Annotated in this window: 18 protein-coding genes and 1 riboswitch; of the genes, 10 read left to right on the top strand and 8 right to left on the bottom strand. The window is 70.0% G+C overall.

What is annotated here, in order from left to right; translation table 11 throughout:
- Positions 1-57: 57 nt before the first annotated feature.
- On the bottom strand, positions 58-1,362 hold the full coding sequence (thrC, locus tag ACN20J_RS27600) for a threonine synthase (protein ID WP_055617456.1): 1,305 nt from the start codon (positions 1,360-1,362) through the stop codon (positions 58-60).
- A 17-nt stretch (positions 1,363-1,379) separates the two neighbouring features.
- Positions 1,380-1,537, bottom strand: a riboswitch (SAM riboswitch).
- A gap of 202 nt (positions 1,538-1,739) precedes the next feature.
- On the opposite strand from thrC, the gene ACN20J_RS27595 reads away from it, so the two are divergent.
- The gene (locus tag ACN20J_RS27595) at positions 1,740-2,687 is read left to right on the top strand and encodes a glucosyl-3-phosphoglycerate synthase (protein WP_419667024.1); all 948 of its coding nucleotides are present in this window, start codon (positions 1,740-1,742) and stop codon (positions 2,685-2,687) included.
- A 157-nt stretch (positions 2,688-2,844) separates the two neighbouring features.
- Positions 2,845-4,266: an alpha,alpha-trehalose-phosphate synthase (UDP-forming) gene (locus tag ACN20J_RS27590; protein ID WP_419667023.1), complete on the top strand. Its 1,422-nt coding sequence runs from the start codon at positions 2,845-2,847 to the stop codon at positions 4,264-4,266.
- A 40-nt stretch (positions 4,267-4,306) separates the two neighbouring features.
- Here ACN20J_RS27590 and otsB read toward each other — a convergent pair whose 3' ends face one another.
- From otsB to ACN20J_RS27575, 3 genes are all read right to left on the bottom strand, one after another.
- Positions 4,307-5,161 (bottom strand): trehalose-phosphatase, encoded by an 855-nt coding sequence (gene otsB / locus ACN20J_RS27585; protein WP_361997866.1) that lies wholly within the window; start codon positions 5,159-5,161, stop codon positions 4,307-4,309.
- Positions 5,162-5,413: 252 nt separating this feature from the next.
- Positions 5,414-5,653, bottom strand: coding sequence for a DUF3263 domain-containing protein (locus tag ACN20J_RS27580; protein ID WP_189836823.1), 240 nt, complete (start codon positions 5,651-5,653; stop codon positions 5,414-5,416).
- Positions 5,654-5,685: 32 nt separating this feature from the next.
- Positions 5,686-6,903, bottom strand: a complete 1,218-nt coding sequence (locus ACN20J_RS27575) for an extracellular solute-binding protein (protein ID WP_419668964.1) — start codon at positions 6,901-6,903, stop codon at positions 5,686-5,688.
- Positions 6,904-7,090: 187 nt separating this feature from the next.
- Here ACN20J_RS27575 and ACN20J_RS27570 point away from each other — a divergent pair, with 187 nt between their 5' ends.
- The 4 genes from ACN20J_RS27570 (at position 7,091) to ACN20J_RS27555 (ending at position 10,884) form a co-directional block, all read left to right on the top strand.
- Positions 7,091-8,071 (top strand): ROK family protein, encoded by a 981-nt coding sequence (locus ACN20J_RS27570; RefSeq protein ID WP_419667022.1) that lies wholly within the window; start codon positions 7,091-7,093, stop codon positions 8,069-8,071.
- Positions 8,071-9,300 (top strand): N-acetylglucosamine-6-phosphate deacetylase, encoded by a 1,230-nt coding sequence (gene nagA / locus ACN20J_RS27565; RefSeq protein ID WP_189836821.1) that lies wholly within the window; start codon positions 8,071-8,073, stop codon positions 9,298-9,300. The genes ACN20J_RS27570 and nagA overlap by 1 nt, the downstream gene beginning before the upstream one ends.
- Positions 9,301-9,444: 144 nt before the next feature.
- On the top strand, positions 9,445-10,383 hold the full coding sequence (locus ACN20J_RS27560) for a 1-phosphofructokinase family hexose kinase (protein ID WP_189836820.1): 939 nt from the start codon (positions 9,445-9,447) through the stop codon (positions 10,381-10,383).
- Positions 10,384-10,533: 150 nt separating this feature from the next.
- Positions 10,534-10,884, top strand: coding sequence for a peptidase inhibitor family I36 protein (locus ACN20J_RS27555; RefSeq protein ID WP_189836819.1), 351 nt, complete (start codon positions 10,534-10,536; stop codon positions 10,882-10,884).
- An 87-nt stretch (positions 10,885-10,971) separates the two neighbouring features.
- Here ACN20J_RS27555 and ACN20J_RS27550 read toward each other — a convergent pair whose 3' ends face one another.
- Positions 10,972-11,943 (bottom strand): carbohydrate-binding protein, encoded by a 972-nt coding sequence (locus ACN20J_RS27550; protein ID WP_189836818.1) that lies wholly within the window; start codon positions 11,941-11,943, stop codon positions 10,972-10,974.
- Between the two features lie 118 nt (positions 11,944-12,061).
- Positions 12,062-13,744, bottom strand: coding sequence for a diguanylate cyclase CdgB (gene cdgB, locus ACN20J_RS27545; RefSeq protein ID WP_189836817.1), 1,683 nt, complete (start codon positions 13,742-13,744; stop codon positions 12,062-12,064).
- Between the two features lie 434 nt (positions 13,745-14,178).
- Between cdgB and ACN20J_RS27540 the strand changes: the two genes are divergently transcribed.
- A complete protein-coding gene (locus tag ACN20J_RS27540) occupies positions 14,179-14,742 on the top strand; it encodes a flavin reductase family protein (RefSeq protein ID WP_189836816.1) in 564 nt (187 codons plus the stop codon).
- 3 nt (positions 14,743-14,745) lie between these two features.
- Here ACN20J_RS27540 and ACN20J_RS27535 read toward each other — a convergent pair whose 3' ends face one another.
- Both ACN20J_RS27535 and arfB read right to left on the bottom strand, forming a co-directional pair.
- On the bottom strand, positions 14,746-15,756 hold the full coding sequence (locus tag ACN20J_RS27535) for a sigma-70 family RNA polymerase sigma factor (RefSeq protein ID WP_419667021.1): 1,011 nt from the start codon (positions 15,754-15,756) through the stop codon (positions 14,746-14,748).
- A gap of 145 nt (positions 15,757-15,901) precedes the next feature.
- Positions 15,902-16,330, bottom strand: a complete 429-nt coding sequence (gene arfB / locus ACN20J_RS27530; protein ID WP_055617568.1) for an alternative ribosome rescue aminoacyl-tRNA hydrolase ArfB — start codon at positions 16,328-16,330, stop codon at positions 15,902-15,904.
- Positions 16,331-16,571: 241 nt separating this feature from the next.
- Between arfB and ACN20J_RS27525 the strand changes: the two genes are divergently transcribed.
- The 3 genes from ACN20J_RS27525 to ACN20J_RS27515 all read left to right on the top strand — a co-directional run bounded on the left by ACN20J_RS27525 (position 16,572) and on the right by ACN20J_RS27515 (position 18,146).
- On the top strand, positions 16,572-17,147 hold the full coding sequence (locus tag ACN20J_RS27525; protein ID WP_189836814.1) for a TerD family protein: 576 nt from the start codon (positions 16,572-16,574) through the stop codon (positions 17,145-17,147).
- Positions 17,148-17,264: 117 nt separating this feature from the next.
- A complete protein-coding gene (locus tag ACN20J_RS27520) occupies positions 17,265-17,780 on the top strand; it encodes a GNAT family N-acetyltransferase (RefSeq protein WP_190228928.1) in 516 nt (171 codons plus the stop codon).
- Positions 17,781-17,948: 168 nt separating this feature from the next.
- Positions 17,949-18,146, top strand: a complete 198-nt coding sequence (locus ACN20J_RS27515; protein ID WP_190228927.1) for a DUF5708 family protein — start codon at positions 17,949-17,951, stop codon at positions 18,144-18,146.
- Positions 18,147-18,153: the final 7 nt, after the last annotated feature.

The raw sequence follows: 18,153 nt of genomic DNA, 5'->3' as shown, positions 1-18,153 counted from the left end.
GGAGTGGGTGGCCCATTCAGGGGCGCGGGGAACTGCGCGGTCTTCGGCGAACAACGACTAGCCGAGCCCGGCCTCACGGAAGGAATCCAGGTTCGGCCGGATCGTCGCGGTCAGCCCCGTGTCGGAAGCAACCGCGTCCAGGGTCTTCAGACCATCACCGGTATTGAGGACAACCGTGGTCAGACTCGGATCCAGCAGACCGTTCTCGATCAGCTTCTTCGCCACCCCCACCGTCACACCACCGGCGGTCTCCGCAAAGATCCCCTCGGTACGCGCCAGCAACTTGATCGCGTCGACCACCTGCTCGTCGTTCACGTCCTCCACGGCCCCACCCGTACGCCGGGCGATATCGAGAACATAAGGACCGTCCGCCGGATTTCCGATCGCCAGCGACTTCGCGATCGTGTTCGGCTTCTGCGGCCGTACGACATCGTGCCCGGCCTTGTACGCCACGGACACCGGCGAGCAGCCCTCGGCCTGCGCACCGAAGATCTTGTACGGCTTGTCCTCGACGAGCCCGAGCTTGATCAGCTCCTGCAGACCCTTGTCGATCTTCGTGAGCTGCGAGCCGGAGGCGATGGGCACGACGAGCTGGTCGGGCAGCTGCCAGCCGAGCTGCTCACAGATCTCGTACGCGAGGGTCTTGGAGCCCTCCGCGTAGTACGGCCGCAGGTTGACGTTGACGAAGCCCCAGCCCTCGCCCGCCGGGTCGCCGATCAGCTCGGAGCAGAAGCGGTTCACGTCGTCGTAGTTGCCCTCGATGCCGACGAGCTCGCCGCCGTAGACCGCGGCCATGACGACCTTGCCCTGCTCCAGGTCGTGCGGGATGAACACGCAGGACCGGAAGCCGGCGCGCGCGGCGGCGGCGCCCACCGCGCCGGCGAGGTTGCCGGTGGAGGAGCAGGAGAGGGTCGTGAAGTTGAAGGCGCGGGCGGCCTCGATGGCCTGGGCGACGACACGGTCCTTGAAGGAGTGCGTCGGGTTCCCGGAGTCGTCCTTCACGAAGAGCTTGCCGGCGTCGACACCCAGCTCGCGCGCGAGGTTGTCGGCCTGGACGAGCTTGGTCCAGCCGGGGTTGATGTTCGGCTTGTCGGCCACGTCCGCGGGGACGGGCAGCAGCGGCGCGTACCGCCAGATGTTCGCGGGGCCCGCCTCGATCCGCTTGCGGAGCTCCTCGGCGTCATAGGCCGAGAAGTCGTACGCGATCTCCAGCGGGCCGAAACACTCCTCGCAGGCGAAGACCGGACCGAGCGGGACGCGGTGGCCGCATTCACGGCAGGAAAGCGCGGCGGCCGGGCCGAGGTCGACGGAGTTCGCGGCGGGGGTGGAGTTCGTGGTGCTTGCAACTGTCTGCGCAGCCATGGAGGCGAGGCCCTTTCTCCTCATCTTCCTCACGACGCACTTCGCCGTGAGACGGATTTGGCACCTTCCCTAGCCGGGAGCCTCGCTGCGCTGATCGACGATGATCAGGACGAGACCGGCTGGAGGGTTGCCGGGGCTTCAACGGGCCGTATCCCTCTGCCCCTCTGGATGAGCGGTATTCAGTTGTGGTTCTGGCTCTGGTTTTGGTTGTGCACGCAACGACCCCCGACATGCGATGGTCATCAGCGTTGTTCAAGACTGTAACCGAAGGCCTGGATGGTGGAGAGAGCCGTCCGAACCGCGAGATGACAGTGACGCACCCGACAGTGCCTCGCGCCGGGCACACGCATCCCAATGAACGCAAGGGAGAGCCGCACGTGCTGGAAGACGTCGAGCGCTGGCTGAGCACGCGCTCCTGGTCCGTCGAGGACCGCCCGCTCAAGAAACTCATCGCCGCGAAGCGTGCCACCGGCTCCACGGTGAGTGTCGTACTGCCCGCGCTCAACGAGGAGGAGACCGTCGGCGAGATCGTCGCGATCATCCGCCGTGAGCTGATGACCAGGAAGGTGCCGCTCGTCGACGAGATCGTGGTGATCGACTCGGGTTCGACGGACCGCACCTCCGAGGTCGCCGCCGACGCGGGAGCCCTCGTCGTGCACCGGGACGAGATCCTGCCCCGGCTGCCTGCCGTCCCCGGCAAGGGCGAGGTGCTGTGGCGCTCGCTCCTCGTCACCAGCGGGGACATCGTCGCCTTCGTCGACGCGGACCTCAAGGAGTTCTCGGCGGACTTCGTCTCCGGGATCGTCGGCCCGCTCCTCACCGACCCGGGCGTGGACCTCGTCAAGGCGATGTACGACCGCCCGCTGGGCTCCGCCGCAGGTCAGGGGGGTCGGGTTACGGAACTCATGGCCCGTCCGCTCCTCAACATGCACTGGCCGCAGCTGGCCGGCTTCGTCCAGCCGCTGGGCGGGGAGTACGCGGCCCGCCGCTCCCTCCTCGAACAGCTCCCGTTCCCCGTCGGATACGGCGTCGAGCTGGGCATGCTGGTCGACGCGCTGCACCTGGTGGGCCTGGACGCCCTGGCCCAGGTCGACGTCGGCGTCCGCAAACACCGCCACCAGGACGGCCAGGCCCTGGGCCGCATGTCCGCCGCGATCTACCGCACCGCCCAGCTCCGCCTGGCCCGCGGCCACATGATCCGCCCCTCCCTCACCCAGTTCGAACGCGGCGAGAACGGCTTCGAGCCCCGCACGTACTCGGTGGACATGGAGGAGAGGCCGCCGATGGCAGAGATCGAGGAGTACGTGGAGAGGAAGGCCGCGTAGGCAGGGGGCCGCTTTCAAGGGGCGCGGGGAACTGCGCAATCTTTTGGCCTTTGGGGGCGCGGGGCGGTGACATTTGCGGCTCCGCCGCGGGGCGCGATCAGCCCCCGCGGCGGGTGGGAACGTTTGAGCGTTTACAGCGGGGGCTAGATTTCGTGTCATGGTCTCCACCCGCGGCACCCACAACATCCTGGTCGCCTCCAATCGCGGCCCGGTCTCGTACACCCTGGACGAGACCGGCACGCTCACGGCCAAGCGCGGCGGAGGCGGCCTGGTCTCCGGGCTCTCCGCGATCGGCCCGGACGCGGGCGCCCTGTGGGTGTGCTCGGCCCTCGGCGACGGCGACCGCGAGGCCGTACGACGCGGGGTGGGCGAGGACGGCGTGCGGATGCTGGACATCGACGCCGACACCCACGCCGCCGCGTACAACGACATCGCCAACTCCGTGCTGTGGTTCGTCAACCACCTGCTCTACCAGACACCGCTGGAGCCGGTCTTCGACAAGGAGTTCCGGCGCCAGTGGGCGGCGTACGAGACGTACAACCACGCCTTCGCCGAGGCCCTGGCCGAGGAGGCGGCGGAGGGTGCCGCGGTCCTAGTACAGGACTACCACCTGGTCCTGGTCCCGCGGATGCTCCGCGAACTCCGCCCCGACCTGCGGATCGGGCACTTCTCGCACACGCCGTGGGCTCCGCCGGACTACTTCCGGCTGCTGCCGGACGACATCGCGGCGAAGGTCCTCGGCGGGATCCTCGGCGCGGACCGGGCCGCGTTCCTCACCCAGCGGTGGGCGGACGCGTTCACGGACTGCTGTCACGCCGTCCTGGGTCCCGGGATCCCCTCCGGTACGCGGATCGGGGTGCACGGTCTCGGGGCCGACGCGGACTTCCTGCGCGAGCGCTCGCACCGGCCGGACGTGGACGAGCGGCTGGCAGTGCTGCGCGAGCAGATCGGCACGGCTCCGGACGGCAGCGCCCGCAAGGCGGTCGTGCGGGTCGACCGGACCGAGCTGTCCAAGAACATCGTGCGCGGACTGCTCGCGTTCCGGGAGCTCCTGGAGGAGCGGCCGGAGTGGCGCGAGCGGGTGGTGCACGTGGCGTTCGCGTACCCGTCGCGGCAGGACCTGGCGGTCTACCGCGACTACACGGCCGAGGTGCAGCGGGTCGCCGACGAGATCAACTCCCAGTACGGGACGCCCGGTTGGACCCCGGTCCTGCTGAACCTCAAGGACGACTTCGCCCGTTCCCTGGCCTCCTATCGGCTGGCGGACGTGGCCCTCGTCAACCCCATCCGGGACGGCATGAACCTCGTCGCCAAGGAGGTGCCGGTCGTCTCGGACGACGGGTGCGTGCTGGTGCTTTCGCGGGAGGCGGGGGCGTACGAGGAGTTGGGCGAGGACGCGATTGTGGTGAACCCGTACGACGTCTCGGGCACGGCGCGGGCGTTGCACGAGGCGTTGACGATGCCGGTGGGGGAACGGGCCGAGCGGACCAAGCGGTTGGCTGTGGCTGCGACGGCTTTGCCTCCGGCGCAGTGGTTCTTGGACCAGCTTGAGGCGTTGCGCTCCGCGGATCAGGCCTGAAAGCCAAAAGATTGCGCAGTTCCCCGCGCCCCTGAAAAGCCTAGGGGGCCAGCTTCGTCGCCAGAGCTGCCAGCAGGCGAACCACCCCCTCCGGGCCGTCCACCACCAGGTCTGCTCGGTCGGAGAGTTCTGTTACCTCGTTGCTGCCGCTGCAGACGAGGAGGCCGGGGGTGCCGTCGGAGCGGAGTTTTTCGACGGCGGCGAAGGCGGGGAGGTCGCCGAGGTCGTCGCCGCAGTACATGACCGACTCGGCGCCGATGTCGCGTACGTACTCGCCGAGGGCGACGCCCTTGTCCATGCCGGGCGGGCGCAGTTCCAGCACCATTCTTCCCGGTTCGACGATCAGGCCGTGGCGGGTGGCGAGTTCGGCGAGGGGTTCGCGGAGGGCCTCGAAGGCGGCCTGGGGGTCCTGGGCGCGGCGGGTGTGGACCGCGACCGCCCTGCCCTTCTCCTCGATCCAGGTGCCCTGCCAGGCGCCGATGGAGTCCAGGAAGCCGGGGAGTTCGGCGCGGGCCTCGGCGACGCCGGGGTGGGGGGCGGGGGCCTGGACCGTGCCGGTGACGGCGTCCCAGCGTTCCGCCCCGTAGTGGCCGAGCACGACGAGGTGCTCCAGGCCGGGGACTCCGGCGAAGCCGCCGTGGCGTACGGCTACGCCGGCCGGGCGTCCCGTGACGACTGCGACTGAGGCGACCTTCGGGGCGATTGCCGCGAGGGCGGGTACGGCGTCGGGGTGGGCGCGGGCCTGTTCCGGGTCCGGGACGATCGGGGCGAGGGTGCCGTCGAAGTCGAAGGCGAGGAGTGCGGTGGTGGGCCGCGTGATGATGGCTTCGAGGCCGTCTCGGCCCGCCGGGGTCACGGGGGTCGGCATCGACGATGACTCGGGGTGACTGGCCATGCTCCGACCCTATCCGCGGCCGGGAAGTCTTTCGCCCCCGCCGCCCCTACCCATTCCCGTCCCTTTTCGGGGGCCAGCCCCCGAACCCCCGCTCCTCAAACGCCGGAGGGGCTAAATACATTGCGGCCCGGGCCGACACTTTCAGCCCGTCCGGCGTTTGAGGACGAGGCCGTTCAGGCCGATAGCGGGGGTCTGGGGGCGGCAGCCCCCAGGGACGGGACGGGTAGGGGCGGCGGGGGCGAGGAAAAGCCCTCAGCCCTCCCTCTCCTCCCGCCGCACGTCCCGCACCCGCCGCAGCCGATTGACCGTGACGGGGTCATGGGCAAGGGCCCGCGGCGCGTCCAGGAGGGCGTTCAGGAGCTGGTAGTAGCGAACGGGCGCCAGCCCGAGTTCCTCGCGTATCGCCCGCTCCTTGGCCCCCGGCGAACCCCACCCCCGCCGCTCCAACGCGAGAACGGCAACCTCCTCGGAGGTCAGCTCCTGGTCATCCATGCCAGGCACGGTAGCCGCTGCCACCGACAGAGCTAGGACGCGTTCTCAGACGCCGCAGCCGCCCTCTGCAGCTGCCCCAGGATCGCCGCCGGACTGCCCTTCGGGCTGACAGCCTTGCCTATCTGCTGCTTGATGTCCGCGCTCACGGACGCCCAGGACGTCTTGGCCACGGGATACAACTCGGCGTTGGGCAACTCGTCGAGGAAACCGACGAGATCCGCGTCGGACTCGTCCGCGGACATGGCCTCGGACGCCGACGTGGTCACCGGCAGCAGGTCGTACTCGTGCGAGAACTCGAGCACGTTCTTCTCGCTGTAGACGTAGTCGAGGAAGTCCCCGACCTGCTCGGCGTGCCCGGGCTGCCGGAACGCCATCATCCAGTCGGCGACGCCCATCGTGGACTTGGACCGCCCGTTGATCCCGGGCATCGGCACCATGCCGTACTTCACGCCCTTCGCAGCGGCCATCCGCATCAGCGTCGGATGGCCGTTCAACATCCCGACCTCGCCGCGAGTGAACGCAGCAAACGCCTCCGCACGGTTGAGATTCGCGGGCGCGACGGGTCCGGTGAGCCCCTTGTCGACCAGTTTCTCCTTGAGCCAGGTGAAGGTCGCGACGTTCTGCTCGGAGTCGAGGCCGTACGACCCGACCGTGTCGGTGTAGCCGTCACCGCCGCTCAGCAGCCACATCATCGTCTCGGCCTGCGCCTCCTCGGGGCCCAGCGGCAGCGCGTACGGGTACTTCACGCCGCGCGACTTGAGGACCTCGGCGTCGGAGGCGAGCTGGCTCCAGGTCCGCGGCGGGGTGAGGCCCGCGTCGCTGAAGAGCTTCTTGTTGTAGAAGAGCAGCCGCGTCGAGGAGGCGAACGGCATGCCGTACTGCGTCCGGTTTATCTCGCCCGCCTCGGTGAACCGGGTCACGAAGTCGGCCTGGGTGTTGATGGAGAGCAGGTCATCGGCCTTGTAGAGCTGCCCCTTGGCGGCGTAGTCGGCGTACGCGCCGATCTGCGCCATGTCGGGTGCGTCACCGTCGGCGACCATCTTCTTGACCTTGGCGTCCACCTCGTTCCAGGAGTAGACGCTCACCTCGACCTTGACCCCGGGGTTCTTCGCCTCGTACGCCTTGGTCAGCGCGTCCCAGTACTTCTGGGAGCTGTTCGCCTTGGAGTCGCCGTAGTCGGCCGCGACCAGTCGCAGCGTGACGTCCCCGGAGCCGGAGGAACCGCCGCAACCACCGAGGGCCGCCGTCATGCCCAGCGCGGACACCACCGCGATCAGACCTGTCACTCGCCGCTGCACCGCTGTCGCCCCACCCTTGTCGTCCCGCACGGCTGGTTCACACGTGCGATCTCATGCTTTCGATTCGCAATTTCGCTCTAAGGTCTACACCACGTGAGTGGACTAGACCTCTCACGGGGTAAGGGGCGACACTGTACGCGTGAGACATGTCATCGCCCTCGACGTGGGCGGCACCGGGATGAAGGCCGCCCTCGTGGGGGCGGTCGACGCCGCGCCCTCCGGGGGGACTCCCCCCGTGCTTCACCGGGCCCGTCGCGCCACGGGCCGGGAGCACGGTCCGGACGCCGTCGTCGAGTCGATCCTCGACTTCGCCGCCGATCTGCGCGCGCACGGCGAGCGCCACTTCGGCGAGCCCGCGGCGGCCGTCGGGGTCGCCGTGCCAGGCATCGTGGACGCCGACCGGGGCATCGCCGCGTACTCGGCCAACCTCGGCTGGCGCGACGTACCCCTGCGGGCTCTGCTCAGCGAACGGCTGGACGGCATCCCGGTCGCCCTCGGCCACGACGTGCGCACCGGCGGACTCGCGGAGGGCCGGATCGGCGCGGGCCAGGGCGCCGACCGCTTCCTGTTCGTGCCGCTCGGCACCGGCATCGCGGGCGCGATCGGCATCGACGGCCGCGTGGAGGCCGGCGCGCACGGCTTCGCGGGCGAGATCGGCCACATCGTCGTACGCCCCGGCGGCACCCCCTGCCCGTGCGGCCAGCGCGGCTGTCTGGAGCGGTTCGCGTCCGCCGCGGCGGTCAGCGAGGCCTGGGCCGAGGCGTCCGGCGACCGGGAGGCGGACGCGGCGGACTGCGCGAAGGCCGTCGAGGCCGGGGACCCCCGGGCCCTGGTGGTCTGGCAGGAGGCCGTGGACGCGCTGGCCGACGGGCTCGTCACCGCGCTCACCCTGCTGGACCCGCGCACCCTGATCATCGGTGGCGGTCTCGCCGAGGCCGGGGAAACCTTGTTCACACCGCTACGAGCCGCGGTCGAACGACGCGTCACCTTCCAGAAACTCCCGTCCATCGTCCCCGCCGCACTGGGGGACACGGCCGGCTGCCTGGGCGCGGGCCTCCTGGCCTGGGACCTGCTGGGCACCCCTTCCCCTTCCAACCCCGCTTCGGAGGTAACCACCTGATGACCACTGAGCGCACTTCTCTGGCCGGGGTGCACGACAGCGCCCCTTCAGGGGCGCGGGGAACTGCGCGACCAACCCCGACCGACCCGCACGTAGTGGTCCTCTCGGGCGCCAACGTCGTACTCCCCACCGGGACGGTGCCCGGCGGCCGCGTCATCGTCGAGGGCACACGGATCGCCGGGAGCGCTCCCGTGGGCGCCCCCACGGTGGACCTGCGAAACCACTGGGTGGTCCCGGGGTTCGTCGACATGCACAACCACGGCGGCGGCGGAGCCTCCTTCACCTCGGGCACGGTCGAGGAGATCCTCAAGGGCATCCACACCCACCGGCTGCACGGCACGACGACCCTCGTCGCCTCCACCGTCACCGACGACATGGACGGCCTCGCCCACCGCGCCGGGCTCCTCTCCGAGCTGGCCGAGCAGGGCGACCTCGCGGGCATCCACTTCGAGGGCCCGTTCATCTCCCCGTGCCGCAAGGGCGCCCACTCCGAGGAACTGCTGCGCGACCCGGACCCGGCGGAGGTCCGCAAGCTGATCGACGCGGCCCGCGGCCGGGCCAGCATGGTCACGCTCGCCACCGAACTGCCGGGCGGCATCGACTCCGTACGCCTCCTCGCCGAGCACGGCGTCATCGCGGCGATCGGCCACACGGACGCCACGTACGAGCAGACGGTGGAGGCCATCGACGCGGGCGCGACCGTGGCGACGCACCTCTTCAACGCGATGCCCACGCTCGGGCACCGCTCCCCCGGTCCGATCGCCGCCCTCCTGGAGGACGAGCGGATCACGGTCGAGCTGATCAACGACGGTGTCCATCTCCACCCGGCCTCCCTGCAGCTGGCGTTCCATCACGCGGGCGGCGGGCGAGTGGCGTTCATCACGGACGCGATGGACGCGGCGGGCTTCGGCGACGGGCGGTACATGCTCGGTCCGCTGGAGGTCGAGGTCAGCGAGGGTGTGGCGCGGCTCGTGGAGGGCGGTTCGATCGCGGGCTCCACGCTCACGCTGGACCGGGCCTTCAAGCGGGCGGTGACCGTGGACCGGCTGCCGATCGAGGACGTCGTCTCGGCCATCGCGGCCAATCCGGCCAGGTCACTGGGCCTGTACGACCGGGTGGGCTCGCTGGAGCCGGGCAAGGACGCGGACCTGGTGGTGCTGGACGCCGACTTCGAGCTCAAGGGCGTGATGCGCCGGGGCGAATGGGTGGTGGATCCCCAACTGGGGTGATTCACACTCGTGTTGCCGTACGGCGGTTGGCCCTCAGGACTGGGCCGACCGCCGTTCCCTTTGACATGATCGGGCCTCCGGACCAACCGGCAAGCGCGTTCCACGCGTCCACTTGACGAATCTCTTCGAGGGAGGCCGGACCAGGTGATCCTCACGGTCACGCTGAACACCGCTCTCGACATCACCTATCGCGTACGGGGGCTGCGACCGCACACCTCGCACCGCGTCACCGAGGTGATCGAGCGGCCGGGCGGAAAGGGCCTGAACGTGGCCCGGGTGCTCGCCGCCCTCGGTCACGAGGTCACCGTGACGGGCTTCGTCGGCGGTGCGACCGGGCGGGCCGTCCAGGAGCAGCTCACGCACACAGCGGGCGTCGTGGACGCGCTGGTCCCGGTGGCGGGCGCGACCCGTCGCACGATCGCGGTGGCCGACACGGCGACCGGTGACACGACTCAACTCAACGAGCCGGGCCCCTCGATCACCCCGGCCGAGTGGTCCGCCTTCCAGGAGGCGTACGAGGTCCTGCTGCGCTCCGCCTCGGCGGTGGCCCTGTGCGGCAGTCTGCCTCCCGGGGTGCCGGTCGGGGCGTATGCCCAACTCGTGCGCACCGCTCGGGCGTTGGCGGTTCCGGTGCTGCTCGACACGAGCGGGGAGCCGTTGCGGAGGGGAATCGCCGCACGGCCCGACATCGTGAAGCCGAACGCGGACGAACTGGCCGAGCTGACCGGCTCGCACGACCCCTCGCAGGCCACCCGGGACGCCCGCCGACGCGGGGCGCACTCGGTCGTGGCGTCGCTGGGCGCGGAGGGGCTGCTGGCCCGTACGCCGGACGGGGACTGGCATGCCGCTCCGCCGCGGGCCGTGCACGGCAATCCCACGGGTGCGGGTGACTCCGTGGTGGCGGGGCTGCTGTCGGGGCTGGTGGAACGGCTGCCCTGGCCGGAGCGGCTGGCCCGTGCGGTGGCCCTGTCCGCGGCGAGTGTGCTGGCGCCGGTGGCGGGGGAGTTCGACCGGTCGGCGTACGAGGAACTGCTGGATCTCGTCACCGTGGACCTTTTCCAGCGTCAGGTCGAGACGCGGTGAACAGCTCGAAGACTTCGTCGCTTCAGGCTTCTTCCGCCAAGTGCCCGGCCATGCCGCGCGTCTGATCTCACGTCACTTTATTCACGCGCGCAACTGCAGGCCCTGGGTTAGCATTCGAAAGTCTGTCGATCAAGAAAAAGGAACTATGTCATGGGCATGATCAGGGCTGGTCTGACGATGACGGCTGTGGCCGGACTGCTGCTGGGCGGCTCGCTCGCCACGCCGGCCGCGGCGGCCGATCCGAACACCTGCCCGCAAGGGTATGCGTGCGGATGGTCGGGGAAGAACAGGACCGGTGAGAGGAAGGTCAACTCTCTGACACCCGGCTGCTACGCCCTCAACCGGATCAACCGGTCCGTCTCGAACCAGACGAACTACCGTGTGGAACTCTGGCACGCCACCACTGGCTGCCAGCAGGGCACCAAGCTGGCCACACTGAAGCCGCACACCTACGCGGACAACCCCGGTGACGTCAACTCGATCGCGGTCTACGCGCAGTAGTGCCGCGAGCCCTCATATCGAGGGCCGCTCCTGGAGTGCATCGACGGTGCTTCGCCCGTGACCGGGCGGAGCACCGCGCTTCGGCCCCTACTTCCAGCCGCTCTCGAGCCGCAGCTGATCCAGATTGACATCGCACTTGTTTCCCGTCTCACAGGAAAGCCCGATGACGTTGGTGCCCTTGTTCAGCTGGATGTTGGCCCACGTCTCCGTCCAGCCCTTCTCGTAGTCACCCTCGGCGGCCTTGGAGAAGTTCGCCAGGTTGAGCGGGCGGGTCTGCGCCTTGCCGTTGATCGTGAGCGTGGCGTCGGCGTCCTTGCCGGGCACGCCGTAGTTGACGAACAGCGTGTACTTGCCGCTCTTGGGGATGTCGTTCATGTTCCAGGTGACCGAAGCGCCGACCTGGTTGAAGCCCGCCACGTAGATACCGCCCGCGGCCCCGGCTCCCTTGATGTCCGAGGCGGTCGTCACGCCGGGGCCCAGCTTCAGGGCCTTCGCGTCGATCTCCGGCAGGTCCGCCGGTTCCGCGGCCGGCTTCGACGCCTCCTTGCTCGGCTCGGCGCTGTCGGCGGACGACGGGGTCGAGCCCGCCGCCTCGCCGCCCTTGTCGCCGTCCGAGTCGTCGCCACCGAGCATCGCGATGCCGATGCCGATCACGACGGCCGCCACGACGGCGACGGCACCGATCAGCAGACCCTTGGTGTTGGGACCGCGGCCCCGACCGCCACCGCCACCACGGCCGTGGCCGTGGTCGGGCATCGGCTGGTACGTGGTGGGCTCACCGCCGGTGAAGGCCTCGGGCCCCGAGTGGTTCCCGTTCGGCTGGCCGTACGTCCCCTGCTGCTGGGGCACCTGCCCGTACTGCGCGGTGGGGGCGGTCGGCGCGGCGGACTGGCCGTACTGGCGCTCGCCGACCGGCCGCACCCTGTTGACCGAGCCGGGGTAGCCGTAGCCACCCCCGCCGCTCGGCGGCTGGGCTCCGGCGGCCTGCCCGTCGGCGTACAGATAGCCGAACGGGTCGTCGTCCTCGGGCGTGCTCGCGCCGTTGTTGCCGGGCGTCATCCCTAGGTCTCCTAGCGGGTGCGGTACAGATGCGGTACGGGGGATCGAAAGGCGAGCCTACCCGCTCCCGCTGCCCCAAACGGGTGACTCAGCTCGCATCGCATCGCTGACCTGGGGATCAGCCCGCACGCCTGTGCGCTTTGGGACGAGACCGTTTCTCTATGTACATCCGCTCGTCGGCGGACTGCAGGACTTCGTCCGCCGTCATGCCGCAGTGTGCCCACCCGATACCGAAGCTGGCACCGACCCGCATGGCCCGGCCGTCGACCCTGATGGGCTGGATGATCTCGTTCCGCAGGCGTACCGCGAGGTCCTGCGCGTCGGCGCGGCCGAGGCCGTCGGCGAGCACCACGAACTCGTCGCCGCCGAGCCGCGCGACCGTGTCCCCGTCGCGCACCGCGCCGCCGAGCCGCCGAGCCACCTCGATCAGCACCGCGTCGCCGGCGTTGTGCCCGAAGCGGTCGTTGATCGACTTGAAGCCGTCCAGGTCGCAGAAGAGGACCGCGAGCCCCTTCGTCCCGTCGTCCCGCTCGCCCTCCGGGGCGACCGTGTGCACATGGTGGTCGTAGGCGTCGAACGCCTCGGGGCCCGGCCGGTAGTCGAAGCCGTGTCCGTTCGCGTCGTACACGCCGACCGCGGTGTGCTCGGCCGGCCCGTACCCGTACGCGGCGTCGATGGTGTCGACCACGCCGGGCTCGATCGCCGCGGGCCGCGCGCACAGCCGGGCGCCGAGCCGGGAGCGCAGCTCGGCGGAGTTGGGCAGGCCGGTGAGCGAGTCGTGCGAGGCCCGGTGGGCGAGCTGCAGCTCGCGGCGCTTGCGGTCCTCGATGTCCTCGACGTGGGTGAGCAGGAACCGCGGCCCGTCGGTGGCGTCCGCGACCACGCTGTTGCGCAGCGACACCCAGAGGTACGTGCCGTCGCGGCGACAGAGTCTGAGCTCGGCGCGCCCGCCCTCGGCGGAGGTCCGCAGTAGGGTGCCGATGTCCTCGGGGTGGACGAGGTCGGAGAAGGAGTAGCGGCGCATCGAGGAGGCGGGACGGCCCAGAAGGCGGCACAGGGCGTCGTTCGTGCGCAGGATCCGGCCGTGCTGGTCGCCGCCCATCTCGGCGATGGCCATGCCGGACGGGGCGTACTCGAAGGCCTGCCGGAAGCTCTCCTCGCTGGCGCGCAGTGCCTGTTGCTCCCGCTCCAGGCGGACGAGCGCGCGCTGCATATTGGCTCGTAGACGCGCGTTGCTGATGGCGATGGCGGCCTGGAACGCGTACATCTGCAGGGCCTCGCGGCCCCAGGCGCCGGGGTGCCGGCCGTTGCGCGGCCGGTCCACGGACAGGACGCCGATCAGCTCGCCGCAGGAGCCGCCGGGGACTCCCGGGGTGTACATGGGCGCGAAGAGGCGGTCGGCGGGGTGCCACTCGTCCTCGAAGCGTGGTGCGGGCCCGTCGGTGTACCACTGCGGGACGTCGTCCTCGTCGAGGACCCAGCCCTCCGTGTGCGGTATGAAGCGCAGATCGCCCCACGCCTCGCCCATGGTGAGCCGGCGCTCCCAGGAGGTGCGGGAGCCTACGCGTCCGGTGATGAGCGCCTCGGCGGCGGAGTTCCCGGCGAGCGCGGCGACCACGAGGTCACCGTCCGGCTGTACGAGGTTGACGCAGGCGAGTTCGTAGCCGAGGCCGGTCACGACGCCGTCGGCGACGGTCTGCAGCGTGTCGGCCAGGCTGCGGGCCGTGTTCATGTCCGCCATCACCTGATGCAGCTGCCGCAGGGTCGCAAGACGGACGTACGGCTCCGACTCGGTCTCCATGCTCGCTCTCCCCGAGACGCTCGACAGCAACTCCAGAGTTATCCAGGCTTCTCGTCGGTACTCATCGCCTACTGATCGACTGTTGATCGACTACTGATCGACCGCTGATCGCCTACTGGTCACTCACCGGCCGCTCACCGGCCGGTCCCACTGATCGCCTACTGCTCGCAGCGTCCCCGCCACTGAATCACAGCGCGCTGCCCACTCGGTACACAGGGTCAACAAAATATGGCACCTGTGACTCAAGTCACAGGTGAAGATGAACAATTGAGTAGAGTTTCTGTGTTTTCGCGGTGCGTTTACTGAACGCAAATTGGTGGGAGATGTGCGCGCGCCTGATAGGAGGCACAAGTCACACTCCTTCCTCGGTCCTAGGACCCGGTTCGGCCCATGGCCCGATGTGTCGCACGGACGCCGGAGAATAGCGTCTTCCCGTGCTGAACACTCCCTCTGCCGCTCCTTCCGCCCCGTCCGTGCATGCTGAGGGGGTGAGCAATGACGAGTTCCGCGCCGCCATGTCCCGGCTGGCCGCAGGTGTGGTCCTGGTGACCGCGCACGAGCCGCAGCCGGACCCGGAGGGGCCGAGCGGCGAGGACGTCGGCATGACGGCGACCTCCTTCATGTCCGTGTCCCTGGACCCGCCCCTCGTCATGGTCGGCCTGCGCGAGGGCTCCCGCATGGACGACCTGCTCGACGAACAGCCCCTGTGGGCCGTCTCCGTCCTCGCCGAGAGCCAGCGCCAGATCGCGGGCCGCTTCGCCATGAAGGGCCGTATCTCCGACCGTCTCCTCTTCGAGGATCTCCTGTGGGTACGCGGTGAGGTGTCCGGGGCCCCGCTGATCGGCGGCGCCCTGGCGACCCTGGAGTGCCGTACCGAACAGCGGGTGACGGCCGGGGACCACACGCTGGTCATCGGCCGCGTCCTGACGTCCTCGGCACCGAACACGCAGGGCGGGCCGCTGACGTACTTCCGGGGCGGGTACCGGCAGTTGGGGTAGGCCTCACGCATCCAGGAAGGTGACGTCGAGCCCGGCCAGCCGTTCCGGCTCCCGGACGATGTCGATCACCGCGATCCGGCCGTGTACGACTGTGAAGGACAGCACGCTGACCAGGCGCCCCTCCATGACGCCCACGACGCCGACGGCCCCGTTGACGAGGGCGTGCCGCCCCACCGCGGCGAGCCGCCCGAACGTGATCGCGCCGGACGCCACGGCCGCCGCGCCGGTCGTCACCCCGGCCCCGGACCGTGCCACCACATCCGGGTCGAGCACCGCGACGAGACCGTCGAAGTCACCGTCACGCGCGGCGGCCAGGAACGCGTCCACGACCTCCCGCTGCCGGTCGGGATCGCCGTCGGGCGCGGGCGCGCCGCCCTGCACCCGACGCCGCGCCCGGCTGGCGAGCTGACGGGCCGCGGCGGGCGAACGCCCCACCACGGTCGCGACCTCGTCGAAGGGCACGGCGAACAGATCGTGCAGCACGAAGGCGAGCCGCTCGGCCGGACTCAGGGTCTCCAGTACGACGAGCAGGGCGAGGCCCACCGAGTCGGCGAGCAGCGCCTGCTGCTCGGGGTCGGCCCCGCTGACGGGCGCGAGGACGGGCTCCGGCATCCGTACGCCCGGTTGCCCGCCCGGCTGCTCGTCCAGCGGCTCCTCGCGGCGCGTCCGGCGGGAGCGCAGCATGTCGAGACAGATCCGGCCGACGGCGGTCGTGAGCCAGCCGCCCAGGTTCACGATCTCACCGGCGTCCGACCGGCTGAGCCTGAGCCAGGCCTCCTGAACGGCGTCGTCGGCCTCGGCGAGCGAACCGAGCATGCGGTAGGCGACGGCCCGCAGACGGGCCCGGTGCGTTTCGAACCGCAGGGCGAGAATTTCGGTACCGCCCGCACTACCGAGGCCGTTCCGGCGGCTGTTCGAGCCGTCGCTCTCAGGCCCGTTGCTTTCGCCTCGCGGCCCGACTCCTGACTTTCCTTCAGCCTTTTCTTCCGGCGTCAGGAATTCGTCTCCACTCATGCGCCGCATCTCCTCCGCCACTGCTGTTCCGCACTCTTGCGCGGTCCGTCGACGAGTAGACGGACCGCGCAAGGCGAATGTGACAAAGGACGCGGCAGTTGAGCTCGGCGGGCGGCCCTCAGGCCCACCCGGCAGGCGGGCGGACCTAGGTCCAGTCGCGCCCGGAGCGCCCGCGCTTCATGTCTCCGCGCTGCTTCTTCTCACGGAGCCGGCGCTCGTTGATCCCGCGGGGGATCCGGGTGGCGCGGCGGGCCCTGGGCGGCGGGGCGGTGGCCTCGGCGAGCAGCGAGGCGAGCCGGACGGCCGCGGTCTCGCGGTTGCGCCACTGGGAGCGGTGCTCGGAGGAACGCACGCTGACGACGCCGTCGACGAGCCGCCCGGCCAGCTTGGCGAGGGCGCGCTCCTTCCACACCGGCGGCAGCGCCTCCGTCTTCGCCAGGTCGAAGCGCAGCTCCACCTGGGAGTCGGAGGTGTTGACGTGCTGCCCGCCCGGCCCGGAGGACCGCGAGAAACGCCACATGAGCTCGGCCTCGGGCAGCGAGACGGAGCCACGGATGACGTAGGGACCGGACATGCCCCCATGGTCCCTTGTCTGTCCGGTCCACGTCACCCGTTTTTCGGCGCGTCGCCACACCCCTCCGGGAGGCTAGGTAAAGAAAGTAAAGAGGTGCGGAACCCTGGGGACCCCCTTCGGCGTTCTTAGGGGTGCCGGTAGCTTCGTCCCGTACGAAGCCCGACGCGCAGGACCGCAGGACCGCACAATCGCAGGACCGCACGACCCGTACGTACGTCAAACGAGGGAAGGACTCCCAACAATGGCTGTAAGCCTGTCCAAGGGTGGCAACGTCTCGCTCACCAAGGAGGCTCCGGGCCTGACCGCCGTCACCGTGGGCCTCGGCTGGGACGTCCGCAGCACCACGGGTACCGACTTCGACCTGGACGCCTCGGCCATCGCGGTCAACCCCGCGGGCAAGGTCTACTCGGACGGCCACTTCGTCTTCTTCAACAACAAGCAGACCCCGGACCAGACGATCGTCCACACCGGCGACAACCGCACGGGTGAGGGCGCCGGCGACGACGAGGCGATCAACGTCAACCTGGCCGGCCTCCCGGCCGACGTCGACAAGATCGTCTTCCCGGTCTCGATCTACGACGCGGAGACCCGCTCGCAGAACTTCGGCCAGGTCCGCAACGCGTACATCCGCATCGTCAACCAGGCCGGCGGCACCGAGATCGCCCGCTACGACCTCTCGGAGGACGCGGCCACGGAGACGGCCATGGTCTTCGGCGAGCTGTACCGCAACGGCGCGGAGTGGAAGTTCCGCGCGGTCGGCCAGGGCTACGCGTCCGGCCTGACGGGCATCGCCCAGGACTTCGGCGTCAACGTCTGACAGCCGAACCCCGCCCGAACCCCAGCGGAGGAGCCCCCGATCCGGCACACCCGGACCGGGGGCTCCCCCGCGTCCGCACACTCCCCCACACACCCTCACCCGGCTAACCTGCCCGGGGTGATCATCGAACCCCTCGCCCTCACGCCGGACCACGACCTCCCCGGCCCGCTCCTCACCGAACTCACCGCGCTCTACGCGTCGAACCACGAGTTCTACGCCCTGAGCGGCGACTTCCCGGACCCGCACGACATCCGCCCGGAACAGGTGGCGGCAGCACTCGCCGACGACCTGACGAACCCGGACGTGGACGTCTTACTGGCCCGCAGCGCCGGACAGCTCACGGCAGTGGCGATCACCCTCGCCCACCACCCCGACCCGACGGACCCCGACCCGTGGATCGGCCTGCTCCTGGTGGCCGCGGAAGAACAGGGCAAGGGATACGGCCGACAACTGGCGACCCACATCGAGGACCGCTTCCGCGAGGCGGGCCGGGACGCCGTACGCCTGGCCGCCCTCGACAACAACCCCGCGGCCCTCGCCTTCTGGACGACCATCGGCTACGAAACCATCGGCCACCGCAAGGACCGCCAACTGGGCCGCCCCTGCGCGGTACTGCGCAAAATCCTCCGCTAGCGCCCAGCGAACTCCCGTGCCCCCCGACTCCCTCGAACGATGTAGCGGCAGCTCGTCCACACGGCCGACGACCCGCTGACCTAGGCGTTCCTACGATGAGACGCATCCACTCCGGGCCTGCGCCCAGGCAACCGGTGCATCGGAGCGTCCTCGGGAAGGGAGCCACCAGTGAGTCCTGCCACCAAGAACCTGGCCGAAGGGTCCGCGACCCTCCTGGCCGGCCTGGCCCTGAAACTGTTCGCCGACGGAGTGGAGATCTCGTTCGTCTCCCTGGGCAAGGCCGGGATGGTCATGATGGTCATCGGCGCGGTCCAGACACTCTTCGGCCTGTTCCAGACAACACGCACGAACACAGCAAAAAGCTGACCCGAGC

It is taken from the genome of Streptomyces sp. 2-1 (assembly GCF_048564895.1).
In the GTDB taxonomy this organism is placed as follows: domain Bacteria; phylum Actinomycetota; class Actinomycetes; order Streptomycetales; family Streptomycetaceae; genus Streptomyces; species Streptomyces phaeochromogenes.
This window is presented reverse-complemented; position numbering and strand designations above follow the sequence as displayed.